Here is a 22,480-nt window from a genome sequence, read left to right on the forward strand (position 1 = left end):
TACTCATTCGTAATTCGTAATTGACCAATTCGTAATTATTGTTAATAAGCCCTTTCCAAGCTCCCCTTCATATAGTTTACAAAAGACTTGTTTACCACTCGGTTGCCGCCGTGTGTGGGGTAGTTGCCCGTAAAATACCAGTCACCCTCGTGTTTGGGGCAAGCCTTATGCAAGTTTTCTACGGTTTGATAAATGACCTCTACCTCAGCCTTGATGTCATGTGACCGCACAATTTCGGCAATTTTCTTAGAGACTTCTTCATCAGTAAAAGGTGCGTATAGTTCTTTTACAAAGTTAGCCTCATGATCTTCACCATTGTATATTTTATAGTTAATCTTGTCAAACACTTCGTCCATCAGGTTTTCTTTGTCTCTTTCCTTCAGCAACGCGGTTACTGCCCTAAAAGCTACAAAAGCCCCCATTTTAGACATATCAATGCCGTAACAATCGGGAAAACGGATTTGTGGAGCTGACGACACAATGATGATTTTTTTAGGCGAAAGCTTGTCTAAAATGCGTAAAATACTTTTTTCCAGCGTCGTTCCTCTCACAATAGAGTCATCAATCAACACCAAAGTATCCACCCCTTTTTTTACCACCTCATAGGTAGTATCATACACATGCGCCACCAAGTCATCGCGGTGGGCATCATCTGCAATAAAAGTTCTTAGTTTGGCATCTTTGATTGCAAGCTTTTCTACCCTGGGCACCAGCGAAAGAATTTTTTCGAGGGCAGCCGGGTCAGTTACTTTTTCTTCTATAACCTTCTTTCTTCGGTACTCCCCTAAATACCTTTCCATTCCCTGCATTAAGCCCAAAAACGATGTTTCAGAAGTGTTAGGAATGAAAGAAAAAACGGTGTTTTCTAGGTCGTAATCAATTGCCTTGAGCACTTGTGGTACCAATAAAGCCCCCAATTTTTTGCGTTCAGTATAAATCTCAGGATCAGAGCCACGCGAAAAGTAAATGCGTTCGAAAGTACAAGATTTTTGAGGCTTAGGCTCAATGAATTGCTCAAGGGTATGATTCCCTTTTTTGTCGATAATAAGCGCATGTGCAGGAGGTACCTCCTGAATCTGATCATAGTCAACATTAAAGGCTGTTTTAATGGCAGGTTTTTCTGAAGCAGCCACCACCACCTCATCATCGGCATAATAATAAGCCGGGCGAATACCGTGAGGGTCGCGGGCAATAAAAGATGCTCCGTGTCCGATAATACCTGCCATAGCATAACCTCCGTCAAAATCGCGGCAGGCACGCTCCAGTACTCGTCTGATGTCAAGCTTCTCCTCAATAATTTTGCTTATATCAGCATTAGAGTAGTCTTGTTTATGTTGATCAAAAATTTCTTGGTTTACTTCATCCAAAAAATGCCCAATCTTCTCCATCACCAATACTGTATCCACCTTTTCTTTAGGGTGTTGCCCCAACTCAATCAACTTATTGAACAGCTCATCAACATTGGTCAGGTTAAAATTACCTGCCAGTGTCAGGTTGCGGGTACGCCAATTGTTTTGACGTAAAAAAGGATGGCAATTGTCCTTGCGATTGCCTCCGTGGGTCCCATAACGCAAATGTCCCATCAATACTTCGGCAGCAAAGGGGACATTTTCTTTCAACCATTTAAGGTCTTTCTGTTTTTTAGGACTTTTTTTGGCGTAAGAGCGGAATTTTTCATTGACCTTGCCAAAAATATCTTCTATTGGTTGATCTTTCACCGAACGGTAACGGTACATATACTGTTGTCCGGCAGGCATATCTAGTTTGGTGCAAGCCACACCCACACCGTTTTGACCACGATTATGTTGTTTGTGCATCAAAAGATACATTTTACGCGCTCCATAAGCAGGAGTCCCATATTTTTCAATATAATACTCAAAAGGCTTTTTGAGTCGAACTAAGGCAATTCCACACATGCTAAAAACAATTATTCAGTAATATTATGCTAATGACAAATCTAACAGTAAAGTTCCATAAAACCGCAAACTTGTAATTTTTTCGTTATTTGTTGCCATCGGTTTTCGGCAACAAAACGAGCCTGAAGTGCCGGAGTGTTGCCGTATATCACTACTGACTGTTAGTCATTCGCTTTCAACTATTACCAATGTACTGGTTACCCGACCGTTTTTTTTGAAAATTTGATTATAGAAATGGTCGCAGGACTTTTTTATAATCAAATGAACAGTTTTAGAGTTGAAGTAAAATTCGATCTGAAAAATACAGGTTTTAGTGAGACATATTTGTGGTAAATTTTATAGGAAAGCCCTGGAAATGGTAGAGGTTAACCGACAGTAGCCCAGAGTTTTTAGCTAATTTGCAAATATGAGAATGATAAACAGGTCAAACCCCTGCCTTCAAAACCAACACCCATTCACAAAAAACGTCAGTGACAAACAAAAAAACTTGAAATAGTACAAGGAGTGAGCTAAAAAACAGGGTTGGGGGTTGTATATCAATTGCTTACACCTTTGACTTTACACTTTCCTTCCTTACATTTGATCGTTTAAGCCCAACTATTAACCTATAAGAACATATTAATGCTGTCATTTATTGTACTCTTACCACTTTTGGTATGTGCCACCCTGCTTTTTATGCCTCATCACCAGGTGAAGCTATTCAAAATAGCCACTTTATTTACCACTGCTGCTCAGTTGTTGGCATCGTGTTGGGCATACTTCAAGTTTGAGACAGGTAAAAAGACAGTAACTATAAGCCAGGAGGCGGCCTATCAGTTGGTAGAAAAACTAGAGTGGATCAGGCTAGATTTAGGCAGCTTTGGGCAATTGTCTATAGACTACTTCATAGGTGTAGACGGGGTGAGCATTTCAATGATTTTGTTATCTGCCATTGTGATGTTTATGGGTGCTATAGCCTCCTGGAACATTCAGCAAAAACAAAAAGGCTATTTTCTATTATATCTGTTGCTCAGTAGTAGTGTACCAGGTTGTTTTGTTGCCCTGGATTTTTTCTTGTTTTATCTTTTCTTTGAGTTTATGCTCTTGCCCATGTACTTTCTTATAGGCATTTGGGGAGGGGTACGCCGCGAATATGCTTCCATCAAATTCTTTATATATACCTTAGTAGGTTCATTGTTTATATTGGTAGTAATGATAGCCCTCTACAACGCTACTATAGACCCCGCCAAAACTGCGGTACAGCTAAAGCTCGCCAATGAAACCTCTCAGGTAACCCCCGAAATGGTGGCAAATGTGCAACAACAATTGGCCAGCAATGGCATTGCCGCCAAAGACCAGGTACACACCTTTAGTATGCTACACATGATGGATCAAAGCAACTATGTAGCCAATGCAGCAATAGGTGTCAAAAGTTCGGCGAGTTGGTGGGGCTACTCCCTGCGGTTCTGGGCGTTTCTTGCTTTGTTTATTGGTTTTGCCATCAAACTACCCGTAGTACCTGTACACACTTGGTTGCCCGATGCCCACGTAGAGGCTCCCACCGCTATTTCGGTAGTGTTGGCGGGCATACTGCTAAAAGTAGGAGGGTATGGGCTCATCCGGATTGCCTATAGTATATTTCCCGATATGGCCTTGAGTTTTGCCGTCATTACTGGTTTTCTGGGGATGCTCTCCATTATTTATGGGGCGCTGAATGCATTGGCAATGACTGACCTTAAAAAAATGATTGCCTATTCCTCAGTGTCACACATGGGCTTTGTATTGATTGGGCTCGCTTCTTTTACCGCAGAGGGCATCAATGGTGCCGTGTTTCAAATGTTTAGCCACGGAATTTTATCGGCCTTGTTGTTCTTGTTGGTGGGAGTGTTGTACGATCGTACCCACGACCGCAGCATAGGCAACTATCGAGGCTTACTCAGCAAAATGCCTTATTATGGGGTATTTGTAATGATTGGTTTTTTTGCTTCTTTGGGTTTACCCGGGTTTTCGGGTTTCATTGGCGAACTGTTCACCATTTTGGGTGGTTTTGCCTCTCCTTACCTACCCGTTTGGATAGTAGTAGTAAGTACCTTTGGTATTGTGTTGGGGGCAGCTTATTTTCTCTGGACACTTCAACGGATGTTTTTGGGCAAATACTGGGTCAAAAACGACCTCGAATGGTCTCCTCAATTGCAAAATCTCACCCCCCGCGAATGGGTGATGCTGGTCAGCTTGAGCCTGATTGCCCTGATTACGGGTATTTTTCCAGGCCTCCTGTTTCAGCCATTGACTGATACCGTAAACGAGTTGGTAAACCACCTCACTACCTTTATGAAATAAGCCCAAATAACCACCTCAAAATCTTGAATGATATGTTTTCGAAATCGCTCATTGCCCAACTCAACCTTCAGTTAGACAACCTCTTGGGAAGCCTAAAGTATGTAGCACCAGAACTACTGCTTATAGGATGGTTTGTATTGGTAATCGTGCTTGATTTGGTTTTTACTACGCGCAAAAGCCTCAAACCTTACAAAAAACAAGGCTTATGGTGGGTGTCACTTGTGGGTTTGGGATTGGTCATTTTTGCCCTGTTTGCCCAGTTGTTGCTGGTGGGCAAAGACAGCAAGCCTGACTTATTTTTAGGTTTACTTACTTTAGATACGCTCAGCATTAAGTTTCGAATTATCATTGATTTAGCCGCCGTTTTTACCCTGCTTATTTCCCGCAACTCACGTTTGTTTGCTCCTGTTACTCCACTCAAAACTTTCAAATACCGGGGTGAATACTTTGCCCTTATTTTGGCCATGCTGTTGGGTTTGCATTTGCTTACCATGACTACCCACTTGCTCATGATGTATGTAGCCATAGAGCTGGTTTCGTTGAGTTCTTATGTGCTCACCATTCTGTATTTTAATAAAAAAGGTATTGAGGGGGCGTTAAAATACCTATTGTTTGGGGCTTTTGCCTCTGGGCTAATGATTTATGGTATGTCGTGGCTGTATGGGCTGAGTGGTGGTTTGTCTATTGCGGCATTTGTAGCAAATATTACTACCCCGGCAGCTATGCTCAACACCATTGCTGCTTTGTTGGTGTTTGCGGGGATCTTGTTTAAAATTTCGGCAGTGCCTTTTCATTTCTGGACTCCAGACGCCTATCAGGTGGCACCTACTCCAGTGGTCGCCTTCTTTTCTATTGCTCCCAAAGCTGCCTTACTTGCATTATTGCTCAAGCTAAACCCTTTGTTTAGTCGATTGTTTGCCGAGGCAGCCACCCAAGACTTTGCCCGTCAGGTTATTTTATTATTAGGAGCCATTGCCATTGTTACAGTATTAGTGGGCAACTTTACGGCCTTGTGGCAAACCAATGCGAAGCGACTGCTTTCTTACTCTACCATTGCCCATGTAGGCATATTGTTGATGGGTTGGCTTGACCTGCGTACCATTAGTAGCACTTACCTTACGTTTTACCTTGCTACGTATACTTTGATGAATTTTGGTGCTTTCTTAGGGGTAGAAATGGTGCCCGGAACTTTCAAGACAGTGAGCGTCCTTATGCCCTCAGGCATTTTAAGGGTATTGGGGTTAAACATCCGCTCATTGGTGTAAGTATGTTGGTATTGGTCATTGCCCTTACTGGTTTGCCACCTACAGTAGGTTTTCAGGCAAAGTTGTTTATATTTTCGGGCTTATGGGAAAACTACCAGGCACAAACAGGGCAGTCCATTTATTTGTATGCGCTTATTGCTGCAGCCTTTACTACCGCAGTAGCCCTATTTTATTATTTACGCATTCCCTTCTTTATGTTTTTCAAAACCGAAGAAACCGAGCGTTCACTTACTTTTTCGCGTTACGATCAGGTACTGCTGGTGGTTTTTGCCTTGGCTGTAGTGGTGTTGTTCTTCAGAGCCGATCTATTGTTTGGGTTGCTTCAGTAGTGTTTAGCTGTTTACAATTGTTTGCTTTTTCTGAGTGGCAACCTATGCTCTAAACTCCTTCAATCTCTGCCAATACAAAAGTGCTGCCCCCAGCAAAAACTACATCATTGATCTGTGCCTGGCTTTGCGCCTGAGTGTAAGCCTCCATAACCGAAGCATAAGCCAACCCTCTTAGCTCAAAACCTGCTGCCAGTTGCTTAAGTTTATTGACCTCCATTGCCCTGGGTATTGCTGGGGCGCAAAAATAGTAAGTAGCTTCCATAGGAAAAAGGGGCAATATTTTGTCTAGCACCTTATCTGCCATTGCCCCCAGAACAATATGTAATTGCTGACGGGGCAGTTGTTGCAGCTGAGTCATTACCTGACTCAACCCTGCTTCGTTGTGTGCGGTGTCACATATGGTAAGTGGAGCTTTTTTTAACACTTGCCAACGTCCCTTAAGCTGGGTGAGTTCCACGGTCTTTTGTAAACCTTCAATGATATGTTCCTGAGTAATTTGCCAATCGCGGTTTTGCAGTATCTCCAGTACTTTGAGTACGCCATTTATATTTTTTTCCTGATAGCTGCCCTTAAGCGACATAGTGATTTCAGGCAGGAAAGCCTTTCCATTTTTCTTCACCATTAACTTTCCCTGAGCCACATCTGCCCATTTACAGAAATACTCATCCTGAGCAAAATACAAAGGTGCCTGGTGTTGTTGGCTGGTGGTTTCAAAAACCGGAGTAGTTTCGGTTTGTCGTTCACCAATCACTACTGGAGTGTTGAGTTTTATAATACCTGCCTTTTCTTTGGCAATGGCCTTAAGCGTATTTCCTAAAATTTGCTGATGGTCAAAGCTAATATTGGTAATAAGACAAGCTTCGGGAGTTACTATATTGGTAGCATCCAGCCTTCCACCCAATCCTACCTCTATTACCGCCACATCTACCTTTTGCTGAGCAAAGTAATCAAGCGCCATGGCTACTGTCACTTCAAAAAATGAAGGACGCCAGCTTTCTATCTGAGTTTGATAACGTTGCACAAATGCTACAATTTGTGCGGGAGCAATGGCTTGCCCATTTACTCTTACCCTTTCGGTAAATGATTTAAGGTGGGGAGAGGTATACAAACCTACTTTATAACCCGCTGCCTGTAACACTGCCGCCAGCATATGTGAGCTGCTTCCTTTGCCGTTGGTACCTGCTATGTGCAGGGTGGGGTATTGGGTGTGAGGGTTGCCCAAATGGGCACAAAAACGACGAATATTGTCCAGACTTGCATTAAATGCTTTGCCACCAATATTTTGAAAAATAGGGAGTTGCTTGTATAAATAATCAAGCGTTTGCTCGTAGGTCATGTATTTCTCTCTTTGATGCTTTGGTTAGAAGCCTATTTTTGTTTGATAATAATGGTGAGCGTGCCAGTAGTATAAGTAGTAGGTTCTATGTCGGGGTTGAGCAATTGAAACTTGGCCGTTTGCCTGATTTGCTTTGCGTATTTTGCCACGATACTAGCTCCCACGGTAGCACTTACCCGACTGATACGTTCTATTTTGCCACCATCGTTTACAACTATCTTAAATACAATTTTACCCCTGGCGTTTGACTTATCTACCACTATGGGGCGTTGCAACCATTTCCAGCCCGATAACTTCAGGTTAGGGTCGCTGCCTACTCCTCCGTTGCCATTATACAAGGCATTATTATTTACAGTACCGTTACTGCTTCCTTTGTTACCCGACTCATTTTTGTCGTCACCCTTTTGTCCGGTAGAGCTTTTTCCTTTATTGCCCCCTTTGTCTTTATTATTGCTATCGTCTTTAGCTTCTTTACGTTTTTTGGTATTCTTCTTTTTTTGTTTTTTATCCTCTTTACCTTTGGCTTTAGTAGCAATGTCCGATTTGTCAGAAGTGACAATGTCGCGAGACGATTCGCTGGGGGTACTCACACTGGGGTTTACTTGGTCTATGGGTACATTGGCGGCATTGCTTCCTTTAGCATCTCTGCCTTTTACTACTTCCATACCAAAGGCAATTTCTTGTTTTTCCTTTTCCTTTTTTTCTTCTGTGTCTAGCGTAAGTGATGCGAGCAAGATAATTACTACTAAATGTACAGTAATGGTAAACAGCCACGCCAATATGCGACGACCCTTGCCGCCTTTTTGTTCTATATAAGGTATGTCGTTAGTCAATCTTTTCTCTTGTGCCATAGATGTTGGGTTATGTGTTGGTCGTAAAACAAATGGAGGGATTGGTATACCGCTGTGCAAACCGTGGAACAGTAGTGCAAGGAGTAGCAATCATTGAAACCTAACTAATCCTCGACAGTCTCTGCCTCAGTAGCAATGGCTATTTTAGCCCCTAGTTTATTGGCTATAGAAGCCACTTTTACCAAATATTCAACGGCAACGGTTTTATCTATATTAAGTACAATTTTAGGGTTTTCTATCCCTTCAAGCTTTGCCTTAAGTTTGGCTTCTACCTCTTCCAGAGTTACTTGTTGCTCATTGATGTAATACTCTAGTTCTTTGGTAATGGTAACCTCTACCTGTTTAGCAATCAGTGACTTAGACACCTTGGTAGAAGGCAAGTCAACGGGTACTGCCGATGGAGTCACAAACGATGAGGTAAGCATAAAAAATATGAGTAGCAAAAATATAATATCAGTGAGCGATGCCAGGCTAAAAGTAGTCGATATTTGATTTTTGGATTGTAAATTCATGGACGATACATTTTTTTAGTATAAACAGATGTGTTGTTGAAGAGAGGCTTGTTCTTGGGTACACCACCGCAAGCAACCCGCAACTAACTTGGCTCTTGGAGCAAATCCATAAAGTCCATAGAAACATACTCCATCTGGTGTATTACTTTTTGTACCTTAGTCATGAGGTAGTTATAGCTCACATTGGCAAGAATACCCACAATCAATCCTCCGGCAGTAGTAAGCAAGGCAGTGTAAATGCCCTGAGAAAGCACCTGAGGGCTTACAGTACTTTGTTGTGATATGCGAATAAAAGCCCCAATCATACCTACCACTGTACCCAAAAAACCCACCATAGGTGCCGCTCCGGCAATGGTAGCAAGCATCGCCAGGTTTTTTTCCAGGCGGTATAGCTCAATCTTTCCTACATATTCAATAGAAGTTTCAATGTTTTTGAGCGAACTACCCACCCGGCTCAAACCCTTGGCTACCATTCGGGCAATGGGGGTCTTGTTGCGTTTACAAATCACTTTGGCTCCCTCAATGTCACCATCGAGTACTTTCTTTTTGATTTGTTTCATAAAGTTAGCCGGGTTTTTCATTGCCCCCCTGATAACCACCAGACGTTCAATAAAAATATATACGGCCACTACCGATAAAAAAAAGATAGGATACATCCACACCCCTGCGTCGCCAATAAGGTCGAGCAAAGTAGGAGGGGCGGCAGGAGTTTTGTCAGCAAAAAATAATAACATGGTGTCTTTTTAGTAAGTTTTAAGTCATAAAGCTGCATTAAAAAACTCAAACAGCTTCTGTTTTTGGGAAATATAATAATTTTTGAGCAGGCCATCAACAAAGGCAAGAAAGAAACGCCCAAATATGATTCACTAAAAGTACTGGTTATCAAACGATTGGTAAAAATAAAGGGTTTTGGGAAAATTTCAAAATATAGAGACCTTTCCGTACCTTTTATGCTTGAGCAATCAACAATTGCCTTGATGTGTGGTATCAAAACAAAGTTAATTTGTTCAAACAATGCTCCGCAGTGATTTTAGTCAAAGTTGTTTGCTGTTTATCAGTTATTGATGAATTTAAAAACTATTTAATTGGGTGTTTAGGCGTACAACCGAAACACTTTTAAAAATAAAAGTGAGTACACAATCTTAATATAAAGTACTGGGTTACAGTATTTAACAAGGCAAATATTTCCTTTAATCAACTGTAGACTTCCATCTGCCGATTTTATAAACCGCTAAAAATCAACGTCCTATAAAATCGGTAAGTTGCTTGTAGAGCAGCGTCAAACTTGAAGCACCGATATACATCGGTATCTAAGACTTGTTGCTAAAAGCACCGATATGCATCGGCATCTAAGGACTTGAGGCTGTAGAAGCTATGGACTATTGTTCAAAGGTATGCTTTGAATATCACCTGTATAGCAATGGTAAACGTCAAAAGTTGAGTTTATAGTATGGAGCAACATAAGTAAGTTAACGTTGGGGAATAACCACTCGCGTTTTCATACAACAATGCCCAGCTTTTGCTCGTTATATGCCTGAATAAATGTAAATTGCCCCCTCAAAAGAATCATCTTTATTATTAAGAGAGTAGCACCTTACCCAAAGCTTTAATCAAGGGGCTGTTTCTCGCCGACTGTAACGTAGTGCAATGAAGGTATATATCAAACAAAATTTGACCGCTTATTTGGCAGCAATTGTTATACTGCTTATATCCATCCAAGTGCAGGCACAAGATGCCCACTTTTCTCAATTTTACAATAACCCCTTATACATTAACCCCGCATTGACTGGAACCACCGATGAAGCCCGGTTGATGTTTAACTATCGTACACAATGGCCTAAGCTTCCTGGCGAGTTTGTCACCATCAATGCCTCTTACGACCAACACATAGAAAAGGCAAACAGTAACCTGGGTATTATAGTGAGTCTTGACAAAGCTGGTTCGGCAGGGCTACGCTCGACCAATATCAATGCATTGTATGCATATACTCTAAAAATAAGCGACGAAATGGCAGTTCAGGCAGGAGCTTCGGTAGGCTATGGGCAACGTTTACTCAACCAATTTACCTTGGTTTTTGGCGATCAACTTACCCCTTTTGGTACTACTGGTCAAGCCAGTCAAGAGCCCAACCTTGCCAATCAGGTAGGGCGTTACCTTGATTTATCTTCTGGTATTGTCGTATATGGACGCAATTTTTGGGCAGGCATTGCCGGACATCATATCAACCAACCCAACAATGCGATGTCTACATTAGATCAAGACGCTAAGCTGCCTATGAGGTTATCGGCACACATGGGGCTAAAGATTCCCTTCTTGGAGTCGATGACCAACCGAAATGTAGACTATGAAGGCGCAGTAATGCCCGCCATTTACTATAGCCAACAAGGTAACTTTCGTCAGTTAGACCTGGGCACCAATGTATATTACCACCCAATAACCGTAGGTCTATGGTATCGTGGGTTACCCATCCAAGAGTCTTCCAATGGAGCCATCAGTGTGTTGGTTGGATTCAAGTATCAGAAAATTAATTTTGCTTATAATTACGACTTGCCAATAGGACGATTTGCCGGCATTACCGGAGGTGCTCACGAGCTCTCACTTTCTATAAAAATGGGAGAGTACCAAGGGCGTCGATACAGCCGTCGAAAACAGCCTTTGAGATTCCCTTCTATGATGGATTAGTTTAAAAGTACTTGTGTGGGTAAAAAAAATACTGCCCAAACAAGTACTTAAAAAAAGGTTATATGGTATGTTCAATGAATGATGTAAACAAGGCCTGATCACTTATTGTCTGTACAAATATAAGTAAGGTCATCCCTGAATTTTTCCTCACAGATAGTTTATTATACCAACCCATACAAAGCGTAGATGAAATGCTACTTTGTATGGTTTTTTTTATAACACACCTTGGCAGTCAATTGCCTTTATGCTTCATCGTCACCCACCACAAATATTAACCGCTTTCTCTCTTCTTGATTTATAAAAATGGTATTTAAGTATTGGGCAAAATGCGGTAAAATCTATTATTTCGGAATTAAATAGTGTGTTGCTTGTTTTTAGCAGAATAATATTTCAGTTATTTTGATGTTGTTTTGTTAAAATTTGCATACTATCCTAGCTTTATATTGTACTATTTTGATATATTTTTGTGCTATAACCCTCTGAACCTTATTTTTGTATGTATTTAATCACAAGAATTCTTTGGCAAGTACAAACCCCTTCATCAACTAAAAGTATTTAATCACTCAATTATTACTTACCTTTTAATGTATTATAAAATTATGTTGCACAACAACTACTGTTATTTTAATTATGATTATAAAGAATTACTCAAAAGCGGGCGTGTTTGGGGACTTTTGTTAGTGTTGATGTTGTTTGTTAGTGTAGGATTTGCTCAAAGAGCCTACATCGAGAAAGCTGATGACCCAAATGTAAATTTTTATGAAGTAAAAAAATCTGGAGAAGAATATTTTAAAACTCACTCTAAAACGATTAAAGGTTCAGGCTGGAAATTGTTTCAGCGTTGGGCTTATAACCACGAAAAATTGTATTACCCTAGCGGAAACCGTAAAGGACATAATAATGCCAATGTATGGAATGAGGTAATGAAGTTTAGACGCGTTGAAAAGCGTAAGCGTACCCAAGGTGTGAGCATGGTTACTCCAGCTTGGGAAGAAATGGGACCAAAAAAATGGAATGATGTGACTGGCCATTGGGCGCCAGGTATCGGACGCTTTACAGATATTTATGTATATAAGGCCAACCCTAATATTATTTATGTAGGTACACCTGCAGGAGGCCTATGGAAAACTACCAATGGAGGAGCTAACTGGACAGCAATGACCGACCATTTACCAGTGCTTGGGGTAGGAGGCGTGGTAACCGATCCGGCTAACCCTAATATTGTTTACATTTCTACCGGAGATAGCGAGCGTGCAGTAGATACATACAGTATAGGTGTGCTTAAGTCTACCGATGGTGGGGTTACCTGGAACACTACCGGACTTAGCTGGAACGCAGAAGATGCCAAGCGTATTTCTAAATTAATAATGCATCCTACCAATGCCAATATTTTACTAGCGGGAACTTCAGAAGGTTTGTACAAAACCGTTGATGGTGGAAGCACCTGGAGCGTAGTGCAAGCCGGCGATATACGTGACATCGAGTTTCATCCTACCAACCCAAATATTGTATATGCCACTACCACAAACTTTTTTAAATCTACGGATGGAGGTAACACCTTTGTTCAGGGAAGCGTAACCGCTGCCAGTAGCCGTGCCATTATTGAAGTAACCCCCGCAAATGCCAATTATGTGTATTATTGGACAGGTACTAAAATGTATCGTTCTTCGGACAGTGGGAACACTTTTAACCTGCGCAGTGCTCAAACCCCCAACACTACCTATCAGCTATGGTACAATATGTCCTTGGCAGTGTCAGACATAGATGCCGAAGAAGTACACATTGGAGCAATAGAGCCTTTTCGTTCGTTTGATGGAGGTGCGCAGTTTGTTAAATCAGCCGAATGGATGTATCCTAACAGTGTAGGATATGTACATGCCGATGTGCACGTTCTGCGTTATGTAAACGGGGTGTTGTATGTAGGTACCGATGGATTAGTGCTTAAGTCTACCAATCAAGGAGGTGATTTTATTGACATGACTGAAGGCATCAACAACCGTCAGTTTTATGGCATTGCAGTCTCTCGCCAAAATGTAAACAAGGCAATGGGTGGTTCGCAAGACAATGGTACTACAGTATATACCAATGGCAGGTGGCACGAGTGGCTAGGTGCCGATGGAGGTAACTGTGCCATCAGTTTTACCGACGAAAATGTGATTTATGGAACTACCCAAAACGGAAACAGCTGGTATAAGTCTACCGCAGGGGGTACTACTGGCTATACACATGTAAATGGTCCGGGATCTGGTGCTTGGGTAGTACCTTATGTAATGGATCATAATGATTCCAATACTTTGTATGCGGGTTTATATGGAGGCGTAATAAGAAAGACCACCGATGGAATGAATTCTTGGACTACCATTGGTAACTTAGGAACAAGTACTGCAGTGAATACTCTAGAAGTGGCTCCATCTAATTCTAACTACTTGTATGCTTCGGTAAAAGGTAGAATATGGAGAACCAAAAATGGCGGAACAAGTTGGGAAGAAGTAACGACTGGTTTGCCTGACTTATGGATTACCGACTTGGCAATACACCCATCTAACCCTGAGCAAATAGCCATTTCTTTTTCTGGTTATGGACACAACAATCAAGTATTTGTGAGTACCAATGCCGGAAACAACTGGACTAACATTTCCAGCAACTTGCCTCAGATTCCAGCGCGTAGTGTAGCGTATGAAGCAGGTGCTCACAACGGGCTATACATTGGTTTAGAAGTAGGAGTTTATTACAAAAACGATACAGGGGGATGGGTTTCATTTATGAATGGTTTGCCCAATGTAATTGTAAATGATATTGTAGTACACGAAGGCTCTGGAAAAGTGGTAGTAGGTACTTTTGGACGTGGTATGTGGAGAGCGGATAAATATGGTAGCAGCAATAACCCTGTAGCAGATTTTGCGGCGAGCAATACCAGTATTACTGTAGGACAAAGCGTTAATTTTACCGATCAGTCGTCTAACACACCCACTTCGTGGAACTGGACATTTACCGGAGGGACACCTGCCAGCAGTACCCAGCAAAACCCTACCATTGTTTACAATGTAGCGGGTACTTACAGCGTAAGCCTTACTGTGACGAACGCCCACGGCAGCGATTCTAAGACTATCAATGGCTACATTACTGTAACCGAAGCCGGGGTTTGCAACAACTATTGTGCATCTACCAGTAATCGCTCGGCTTATGAGCACATAGCTGGAGTAACACTAGGAAGCTTTACCAACAACTCAGGAGCAGCAAATTATACCGATTTTACGGCACAAACTATTGAAGTAACCGCCGGGCAGAGCCAAAGCTTGACGCTAACTCCTGGTTTTTCGGGCAGTGCATACAACGAGTATTTCAAGGTGTGGATTGATTACAATAAGGATTGTGATTTTGACGATCCTGGAGAGTTAGTGTTTGACGCAGGAGCCGCCAGTACCAGTGCAGTAAGCGGTACAATTGCTATTCCTGCCGGGTTAGATGTAACTACGCGTATGCGGGTGTCTATGAAGTACAATGCAGTGCCACAGCTTGTGAAACTTTTGCTGATGGTGAGGTGGAAGATTATACCATCAAGATTTCGCCTGAGGCTTTGCCTGAGTACTGTGAGTCTAAAGGAACCGATGTAAGTTATGAGTACATACAGCAAGTAACCTTTGGTTCTATCAATAATGTATCAGGTGCTAACGGTGGTTATGGCGATTTTACTGCACAATCGACCACGGTAGCTGCTGGCAGTGCAGTAAGCATTGGTATAACGCCTATTTTTACTGGTACTGTGTATAACGAAGGCTTCAGTGTTTGGATTGATTTCAATCAAGACGGAGTTTTTGACTACAATGAGCAAGTCTTTACCCAAATATCATCATCGGCAGTAAGCGGAACTGTAAACATCCCATTAACGGCAAAAAATGGCATTACTCGTATGCGGGTATCTATGCAATATGAGCAAGCAGCTACTGCGTGCCAAACGTTTACTTATGGTGAAGTAGAAGACTACACTATCAATATTGTAGGAGGCAGTGCTGCAAAACCTGCCCAAAGCGCCGTCAATCCTATAGGAGAAAATCAGGAAGAAAAACTGGTAGCTGCACAAATTCAGTTGTACCCTAACCCTACTTCGGGTAGGTTTACGTTGCAGTTTCCAGCCAGCAGTAAGTTACGTACTCAGTCGCCCGAAGACATAGCTACATTTGTACGTGTGTCTGATATGAACGGACGTATAGTAAAAATACATAAGGTAAAAGCTGCTGTGGTAAGTTTTGACTTGTCTACCTTAGGCAAAGGGTTGTATCAAGTACAGATCACTCGCAACGGACAAAGCATTATAAAACAAGTAGTGATCAGATAAAAAACGTTTTTTTTGTTAAAACTGTAAAAAAAGTCATCCTGGTATTTGGGTGGCTTTTTTTGCTTACGAAAAACCGTTAATAATACGATATATCGTGTTTAAAAATGTTATAATTTAACATTAAAAGAAGGTCGCGAAAAAAATAAAATATTTTAATTACTGATAAACAAGGAGTTATGAATCTATTTTCTCTGAAGTAAATTGTTGGTATCAGGTTTGAATTAATAATCAACAAAGATATTTAATAAGCTTTGTGGTTAGGAAAAGAAAGAGACTTTGCAATGCAGGGTCTTTTTTTTTAAATCATCACACAAATTGCATTGTATTATTTTGTAACAGCTCATGGATAAACCAATCAATTTGCATTCAATTTACGTATACCATGATTTTTAGGAGCCCTGCTATCCAAATAATTTTACTAAGTGACTATTAATGAAGTTATTTAGGGATGATTACTAAAAATAAAGGAAGTTGATTAATTGGATAAAAAATTGTAAGGGTTAATTTATAAAATGACAATTTCTAAGATAGATGAATTATGAGAAACCTATTATTTCCAAAAGAGAACTACGCTCCTTATATCTCTTTTAACCAGCATTCAGGTATTTTTGAGATTAGAGGAGAGTCTCATATGGAATATCCTCAACAATTTTATAAGCCTGTATTAGCGTGGCTTGAAGAGTTTTTGCGTCATAGTAAAAGCCCTATTGAATTTAACTTTAGGATGAGTTATTACAATACAGGTTCTTCGAGAATGTTTTTTGAAGTTTTAGCACTCTTAGAAGACAGAAAAGCACCTGTGGTGATCAACTGGTATGTGCATCACAAAGATGTAGATATGATAGATGAAGGAGAGAGTTTTCAGGAAGACTTCCCTCTGCTTGACTTCAATGTGATTGTTCAACAACAAGAATTAACTTTTGGATAAGATATTTGTTTCACCATTTATATGAATGATAAGCCCTCACTATTTTGTTGTTTTACAACAAAGTGATGAGGGTTTTTTGGGGTAAAGAAATAAGGTGTTGAGCAATTGTTGAATCAGGAGTATCTAAGTTGTCGATAGGTAGAAAAAATAAGATGCATAAATGCTTTTTCTGAAAAATATTTACTCATAATTATCTATATTTATAGAGCAATGCCTCCACCAGTTTTCGGTGTTTTTACAGGAAAAAACAAACACTTGATTTCCCTTCAACAACCCAGCAATTATTCACTTTTATTTCATTACCTACTTATAACTATTATGGAATTATATCAAAATAAATTTGTAAAGATTACATACGACCAGGAGGCAAGAATTTGTATAGGCAATTGGACAGAAGAAACTTCTACGGCAACTGCTGATGACTTTAAAGAATGGAATCAGCGTTTGGTAGAAAAAATAGAGCAGTACAAGCCTATGGGTTTTTTGGCAAACACGCTTAACTATAAGTTTATTATCACCCCCGACCTACAAGAGTGGTCTGCTACCAATGTTTTTGGCCGTTTTGCCAAGGCAGGTGTAATCCGTATAGCGCTTACAGTGCCCGAAGATTTTTATTCACAAGTAGCACTAGAACAGTTTGTAGATGAGTATGAGGGAAGGAGAATCAAAAACAGGTATTTTAGCGATTTAGGAGAGGCAAAAACTTGGCTTACAAGCCTACATTAATTGATAAAGCCAGATAAATACAATGCAAGTTGTATTTATCTGGCTTTTAGAACTTGTTTAACCTTTAGCATTTTACTTTGCCTTACTGCACCACTTATTTCCCTTTACCCTAAACCGCCAAGGCAGCAAAGCATCATCTCCGGCGTAATCAATGCCCACTCTGGGACCAGTTACTACCTCCTCCTTTGAATAAACTTTTCCCTGGTCTTCCAGCCAAATTTTATCCCCCAATAAATTCGTCATATCATCACTGGTACTAATGCCCAAGGCTTGAGTCAACATAGCGGGACCCGCCGTGAGGTGAGTACCTGGGTTTTTAAGTTTGCGCCTTGTTTTCATGAGGTCTAAACCCTCTAAAGGCTCTATAGCCCTTACCAGTACTGCGTCTGCCACGTCGGGAGCATTGGTTACTACATTAAACATGTGGTGCATGCCATAGCAAAGGTATACATAAGCCGTACCACCAGTTTGATACATCGTTTCAGTGCGTTTAGTGCGTTTGTTTGGGTAAGCATGACAAGCCTGGTCGGTAGCCCCACAATATGCCTCTGTTTCTACAATAATGCCAGCCGAAACCTGCCCGTCAACACAAGTATACAGTACTTTGCCTAATAAGTTTCGAGCTGCTTGCACCACGTCAGTAGTCAAATAAAAATCGTGGGAGAGTTTGGTCATAATTGTCTTACATTCATTTGGCTATTTTTACTTGGTGTTCATTGTTTTTGTTTACAACTACTACCAATAATTGTTGGGTATTGTTTGCCATCAGGTGTAGCAATGGAGTGGGTTATTTTTGCTATTTCACCATAAAAATTTTTGGGTGGCCATTCCTTAAATTTTTATGGAAACGTTGTTTACACACTCTTAACGCAACTTAATATAATGGTGTTTTTTAGGATGAATGGCTCCGTTGATTATGGGTGATTCCTGAGTGACTTTGTATTGAGGAATGGTGATCGAAAATATGGTTTCACCTTTTTCTGCCTTGAGCAGCGAAATCTCTCCACCCAGTTTAGAAATAGCTATTTTAGCCTTATAAAGTCCCAATCCAAACCCTTTGAAATTATCGGTACCCCGAAAAAACATCTCAAATATTCGCTCTGAGATTTCTAGAGGCATGCCACTGCCATTGTCTATAATTTTTATTTGATGATAATCACCCAAATCAACATAGACTAAACGAATATGTGGTGAGTCGTTGCCATAGTAAGAGTTGGCATGTTGTACTGCATTTTTCACAATGTTATCAAGGGCAATGTCCAGCATTTCGCCATCAGTTATAATCACCAAGTCTTCGTTGACATCTACCGAAAAGCTGGTGTTTTTATAGCCTTCTACCCGGCGCATGCTTCTTACTACCGACTTAAGATGTTTTTTAAGCTTGATGGTTTCAGTAGTTTCAGGTTGGTGCGACCTTATATCGCCTATTTCTACTATTCTAAATAGTAACAATTGCATACGGTTGAGCACTTCACGTTGCATGTTAAAATACATACCCTTGCGTTCGTCTTGTTCGAGCAAACCCACGTGGCACAGCCCTTCAAGCGACGACAAAGGACCTTTTAAGTCATGGGAAGCTTTGTATAAGAAAGTATCCAGCTCGTGGTTGGCGCGAGTGAGTTCATCAGCGAGTTTTTTAAGGTAAGCAGTACGGTCGTTTACCTTTTGCTCCAGTTCATCGGTGAGATTTTTTCTAAACCTTGCCCGGTTGTACAGCACAAACAAAGTAGCCAGTGCCAGCAAAATAACAAACCCCAAAGCGTAAATCGTAAGTTGCTTGTTGTTCAATATTACTGTGTTGTCGTTGGCTTTGCGTTGTAGTACTTTTTTTTCCTGTAACAAGTCTTTCTTCTCTTCCTCTTTTTTATTCAGGTCATAATAGGCTTGCAATTCGGCAATTTGCTTGAGTTTTGACTCGTTGTACAAACTATCATTTGCCCGGTTATAAAGCTTTTGAAAACGATAAGCCTGTTCAAAATCTTTTTGGGCAGCGTATGCTTCTGCCAAGGCATGCGAAGCATTCTTTACCCTGATACGAGACTTAAGCTCATTGGCAAGCAACAAACTTTGCTGGGCATACTGTATAGCCTGGGTGTATTTTTCAGTGGCGAGATAAATTTCGGCAATGTCGCTTAAGTTAGCACTTATACCATCTTTATTTTGTAGCATTTGTCTTATACCAAGCGACTTCTTAAAATACGCCAATGCATTGTTATACTCGCCCTGTTGTTGGTATACTTTGCCAATGTGCTCAAGCAAGTTGGCTTCGTTGGTTTTATAGTGGTTTTCGTGCGAGATGAGTTCAAAGGCTCTTTTGTAAAAGTCGAGTGCTTCTTTGTATTTCTTTTGTAAAAAATAGACTTCTCCAATATTACCCAGGTTTTGAGAAATTGCCACATTGCTTTGGGTGGTTCGGTTGATTTTCAGCGACATATTGTAGTATTCAAGCGCTTCTACAAACATTTTTTGTGCCTTGTAAATAGAACCTATGTGATCAAATGAGCTGGCAATGCCTGCTTGATCAGCTGATTTTTCTTGAATTTTTAATGCCTTTAGTTGGTACTTAAGGGCTTGTTCATAATAACCTTTTTGATAATATACCTGCGCCAGGCGGTCAAGCGTTTTGGCAAGTTCGGTTTGTACCAACGCCGGGTTTTCCTTTTGGAGAATATCCAATGCCCTCAGGTAATATGCCAACGCACTTATATAGTTGCCCTGTAGGGTATATACATACCCTATGTTGCTCAAGGCTCTGGCCATTTCAGGGCGAGCTTTGACTCTTTGAGAAAGGTTGACAGCTTCTTGTCCGTATTTTAGTGATTTGGTAGGGTTTGTTGAATGATAGAGTGTTGATAAACGAAGAAGGATTTTAATTTTTTTGCTGCCTTGAGTACTACCAACCCGTTTTTCCAAACTATCGGTTAGAATAGAAGTACTATCACTTTGCCCGTAAGCAAACAAGGTTGCCAATAAACCTACAAATGTGAAAATATACTTCATTAGATGTATTGAGACTTAATCCTGATAAGAATATTCAAAATCACAGTTCTTTTGTAACTAAAACAATTGCCACTAGGCTAAATTATAATAAAAAGTCAAAAACTTTAGTAAAATATACTGATTTTTATTTAAAAAAATACAATGTCTTGACTTTATATTTTTCATTCATTCAACGCCTTTATTTGCCAATATCTACCAGCCCAAATGTAAAGACAAGAATGATAAGACGGAAGAATGCCTTGAGCAGTTTCCATAGTACATAAAGGGCAAAATACAAGCCAATGGCAAAAGCAAAACTGAGTAAACTCCAGGAGATTACAAATGCTCCGGCTTCTATGATGGAAGCTGTTCCTCCTGCCCACAATGCCACCACCCCCAAGCCCATAAAAATCATGGCTATTCCGAAGAGAAACATGATGGCTCCCAGCACAAAGTTTTCTTCTATGCCAATGCTTTCTACAAAAGGCAACGCCAGTGCCACAAGAGTAATAATAGCCAAAGAAATAAACGCTCCAAAGAAACTCACCAACTGAAGCATCATGCCTGTGCCTATAAGTAAAGCCGCAATGAGTATACCTACGCCAATCCATACCATTGTAGGGGTTTGCTGGGGTTGAAGGGAGTGTTTAAACGTTCGCAAACGTTTATCGTAATGGTGTTGATGAGGTGTGGTAGTTCGGTGCAACGGTGGTCGTGTGTGTTTTCTGGGCAAAGGTTGGTAGTGTTCAGCGGCGGCTTCCTCTGATAATGTTTTGCTAGTATCGCTGGTATCCCATGTTTTGGGGGCTTTTGCTTGTAATGCTCCGTAAACAAATAAACAAATAAGAGATAAAAATAGTTTTTTTTTCATTGTTAAATATTTCATAGTCCCCACAGGGTTAGGTTCCAGAGGTTAGAGTACTAGTACACTAGGGACTAAATTCCTGATGAATTAAATTGTGACTCTACTGCCGTATCTTGTTCGTAAAATTTACGGTCTTTTGTGAATCCCTTGAATTTCCATTTCAAGGTTTTTGCAAAAAACTTGTTATAATACTGTATGTAATTCTCTATTCTTTGACACAGAACTTCTTTGGACTCGAAACTTTCCCGGCTTATGGCTTGCCTTTGTAATTTAGAAAACCAGTTTTCAATGGGATTCAGCCAGGAACAGTGTTTTGGGGTGTAAACAAACCTAACCCGGTGCGATTGATTTTCCAGAAACTTCTTACAGCTTTCCATTGACTTTAATATGCCTTTGTAGCCTTTTGTACCCAAATCACCCTCAAATTTAATCTTTTTCGCTACCCACTTCACAAGCGAAGCTGACATGTGAGTATTTAAGTTATCAGCCACTATAACCACCTCATCCTTCTCTTGATATTTATCTGTGAGTGCTTGAATAAAAACCAGAAAGTCATTTTCATCACGTGTGTCATTCAGCCTGTGACTAACTATATCACCTGTTCCTACGTCAACAGTAGCCATCAGGCAAGTAGTCCCATTTCGTTTGTATTCATATTCGGTTCTTAGATGCCCATTTTTCCGGATGATTTTTCGCTCCACAGCTTGAATCCCTGTTTTTTCGTCTACACTGGCTAAATTAATTTCCCCCTGAATTGCCTTAAAAATCAAGTCGCAAACCAGCCTCACACGTGTTTTGAAAGCTTCCCAATCATCTATTACAGGAAACATCCAATACTGATTTTTATGAGGACGTATGTCCCGTTTTTTTTAAAATCCGGCTTACATAGCTAGGGGAAATCTTCTTAACAATGCCATTTTCCATAGCGAAGGATGCCAGTAAATCTCGATTCCAGTGTGTAAAAGGTATATTAAAGTCTTTGGGCTTTTTACAAGCCAAGGCTACTAAGTTTTCCTTTTCTGATAAACTAATGCGCATAGGAGCACCAGAACGGGAGTCATCAGAAAGCATCCCTAGCATTTTTGATAATAGCTTAGGAGTGCTGCGTGTTTTTGCCTGCTCGTAAGCACATAACTCTTCATAACCAGTTAACCAACGAATACGCCATTTACGAACAGTATTTTGGGTAGTCGACAAAACTTCTGCTATCTTCATATTGCTCACGCCTTGATGAGCCAGCAAGATTATATTAATTCGCTGGAGATGGTGTTTGGAAGCTGTACGCTTATGCAAGTAAGATCTTAAAATAGATTCCTGAACAGTATTCAACTCTAATTTTTCTAAAGCTTTACCGCGACTCATTGTTAGTATAAATTTGTACCCCACAAATGTAGTAATTTATTCTTTACTTATTTAGTCCCCGTTGTACTAGTGTA

General features: G+C 40.6%; 19 protein-coding genes. 9 read left to right on the forward strand and 10 right to left on the reverse strand.

What is annotated here, in order from left to right:
* Positions 1-41 precede the first annotated feature (41 nt).
* Positions 42-1,916, reverse strand: coding sequence for an amidophosphoribosyltransferase (locus tag M23134_RS01150; RefSeq protein ID WP_002692994.1), 1,875 nt, complete (start codon positions 1,914-1,916; stop codon positions 42-44).
* A gap of 621 nt (positions 1,917-2,537) precedes the next feature.
* On the opposite strand from M23134_RS01150, the gene M23134_RS01155 reads away from it, so the two are divergent.
* From M23134_RS01155 to M23134_RS42420, 3 genes are read left to right on the forward strand one after another with little or no spacing between them, the layout of a single operon-like run.
* Complete coding sequence (locus tag M23134_RS01155; RefSeq protein ID WP_002692996.1) at positions 2,538-4,235, forward strand: complex I subunit 4 family protein; 1,698 nt, start codon at positions 2,538-2,540, stop codon at positions 4,233-4,235.
* 32 nt (positions 4,236-4,267) lie between these two features.
* Complete coding sequence (locus M23134_RS42415) at positions 4,268-5,500, forward strand: NADH-quinone oxidoreductase subunit N (protein WP_002692998.1); 1,233 nt, start codon at positions 4,268-4,270, stop codon at positions 5,498-5,500.
* A gap of 2 nt (positions 5,501-5,502) precedes the next feature.
* On the forward strand, positions 5,503-5,829 hold the full coding sequence (locus M23134_RS42420) for a hypothetical protein (RefSeq protein ID WP_002693001.1): 327 nt from the start codon (positions 5,503-5,505) through the stop codon (positions 5,827-5,829).
* Positions 5,830-5,878: 49 nt separating this feature from the next.
* Here M23134_RS42420 and M23134_RS01170 read toward each other — a convergent pair whose 3' ends face one another.
* From M23134_RS01170 to M23134_RS01185, 4 genes are all read right to left on the reverse strand, one after another.
* The gene (locus M23134_RS01170) at positions 5,879-7,165 is read right to left on the reverse strand and encodes a bifunctional folylpolyglutamate synthase/dihydrofolate synthase (protein WP_002693003.1); all 1,287 of its coding nucleotides are present in this window, start codon (positions 7,163-7,165) and stop codon (positions 5,879-5,881) included.
* Between the two features lie 32 nt (positions 7,166-7,197).
* Complete coding sequence (locus tag M23134_RS37335) at positions 7,198-8,016, reverse strand: hypothetical protein (RefSeq protein ID WP_002693004.1); 819 nt, start codon at positions 8,014-8,016, stop codon at positions 7,198-7,200.
* 104 nt (positions 8,017-8,120) lie between these two features.
* Positions 8,121-8,528 carry an ExbD/TolR family protein gene (locus tag M23134_RS01180; protein WP_002693006.1) on the reverse strand — a complete coding sequence of 136 codons (408 nt, stop codon included), beginning with the start codon at positions 8,526-8,528 and terminating at the stop codon, positions 8,121-8,123.
* Between the two features lie 83 nt (positions 8,529-8,611).
* Entirely contained in the window at positions 8,612-9,262 is a 651-nt protein-coding gene (locus tag M23134_RS01185) for a MotA/TolQ/ExbB proton channel family protein (protein ID WP_002693008.1), read from the reverse strand.
* Between the two features lie 63 nt (positions 9,263-9,325).
* Here M23134_RS01185 and M23134_RS01190 point away from each other — a divergent pair, with 63 nt between their 5' ends.
* The 6 genes from M23134_RS01190 to M23134_RS01215 all read left to right on the forward strand — a co-directional run bounded on the left by M23134_RS01190 (position 9,326) and on the right by M23134_RS01215 (position 17,200).
* Positions 9,326-9,556, forward strand: coding sequence for a hypothetical protein (locus M23134_RS01190; protein ID WP_002693012.1), 231 nt, complete (start codon positions 9,326-9,328; stop codon positions 9,554-9,556).
* Between the two features lie 619 nt (positions 9,557-10,175).
* Positions 10,176-11,210 (forward strand): PorP/SprF family type IX secretion system membrane protein, encoded by a 1,035-nt coding sequence (locus tag M23134_RS01195; RefSeq protein WP_002693014.1) that lies wholly within the window; start codon positions 10,176-10,178, stop codon positions 11,208-11,210.
* A 599-nt stretch (positions 11,211-11,809) separates the two neighbouring features.
* A complete protein-coding gene (locus M23134_RS01200) occupies positions 11,810-14,824 on the forward strand; it encodes a PKD domain-containing protein (RefSeq protein WP_157558281.1) in 3,015 nt (1,004 codons plus the stop codon).
* On the forward strand, positions 14,752-15,546 hold the full coding sequence (locus tag M23134_RS01205) for a GEVED domain-containing protein (RefSeq protein WP_002693019.1): 795 nt from the start codon (positions 14,752-14,754) through the stop codon (positions 15,544-15,546). Before M23134_RS01200 ends, M23134_RS01205 begins: the two co-directional genes overlap by 73 nt.
* A gap of 538 nt (positions 15,547-16,084) precedes the next feature.
* On the forward strand, positions 16,085-16,474 hold the full coding sequence (locus M23134_RS01210; RefSeq protein WP_045112760.1) for a DUF1987 domain-containing protein: 390 nt from the start codon (positions 16,085-16,087) through the stop codon (positions 16,472-16,474).
* A gap of 318 nt (positions 16,475-16,792) precedes the next feature.
* Entirely contained in the window at positions 16,793-17,200 is a 408-nt protein-coding gene (locus M23134_RS01215) for a hypothetical protein (RefSeq protein ID WP_157558282.1), read from the forward strand.
* A 72-nt stretch (positions 17,201-17,272) separates the two neighbouring features.
* Here M23134_RS01215 and M23134_RS01220 read toward each other — a convergent pair whose 3' ends face one another.
* From M23134_RS01220 to M23134_RS01240, 5 genes are all read right to left on the reverse strand, one after another.
* Positions 17,273-17,875 (reverse strand): DNA-3-methyladenine glycosylase, encoded by a 603-nt coding sequence (locus M23134_RS01220; RefSeq protein WP_002693024.1) that lies wholly within the window; start codon positions 17,873-17,875, stop codon positions 17,273-17,275.
* Between the two features lie 189 nt (positions 17,876-18,064).
* Complete coding sequence (locus M23134_RS01225; protein ID WP_002693026.1) at positions 18,065-20,200, reverse strand: tetratricopeptide repeat-containing sensor histidine kinase; 2,136 nt, start codon at positions 20,198-20,200, stop codon at positions 18,065-18,067.
* Between the two features lie 178 nt (positions 20,201-20,378).
* Positions 20,379-21,050 carry a hypothetical protein gene (locus M23134_RS01230; protein WP_045112761.1) on the reverse strand — a complete coding sequence of 224 codons (672 nt, stop codon included), beginning with the start codon at positions 21,048-21,050 and terminating at the stop codon, positions 20,379-20,381.
* 65 nt (positions 21,051-21,115) lie between these two features.
* Positions 21,116-21,874, reverse strand: a complete 759-nt coding sequence (locus M23134_RS01235; protein WP_002693030.1) for a transposase — start codon at positions 21,872-21,874, stop codon at positions 21,116-21,118.
* 13 nt (positions 21,875-21,887) lie between these two features.
* Positions 21,888-22,406 carry a helix-turn-helix domain-containing protein gene (locus M23134_RS01240; protein WP_045112762.1) on the reverse strand — a complete coding sequence of 173 codons (519 nt, stop codon included), beginning with the start codon at positions 22,404-22,406 and terminating at the stop codon, positions 21,888-21,890.
* Between the last annotated feature and the right edge of the window lie 74 nt (positions 22,407-22,480).

Origin of the sequence: Microscilla marina ATCC 23134 (genome assembly GCF_000169175.1) — a bacterium.
Lineage (GTDB): Bacteria > Bacteroidota > Bacteroidia > Cytophagales > Microscillaceae > Microscilla > Microscilla marina.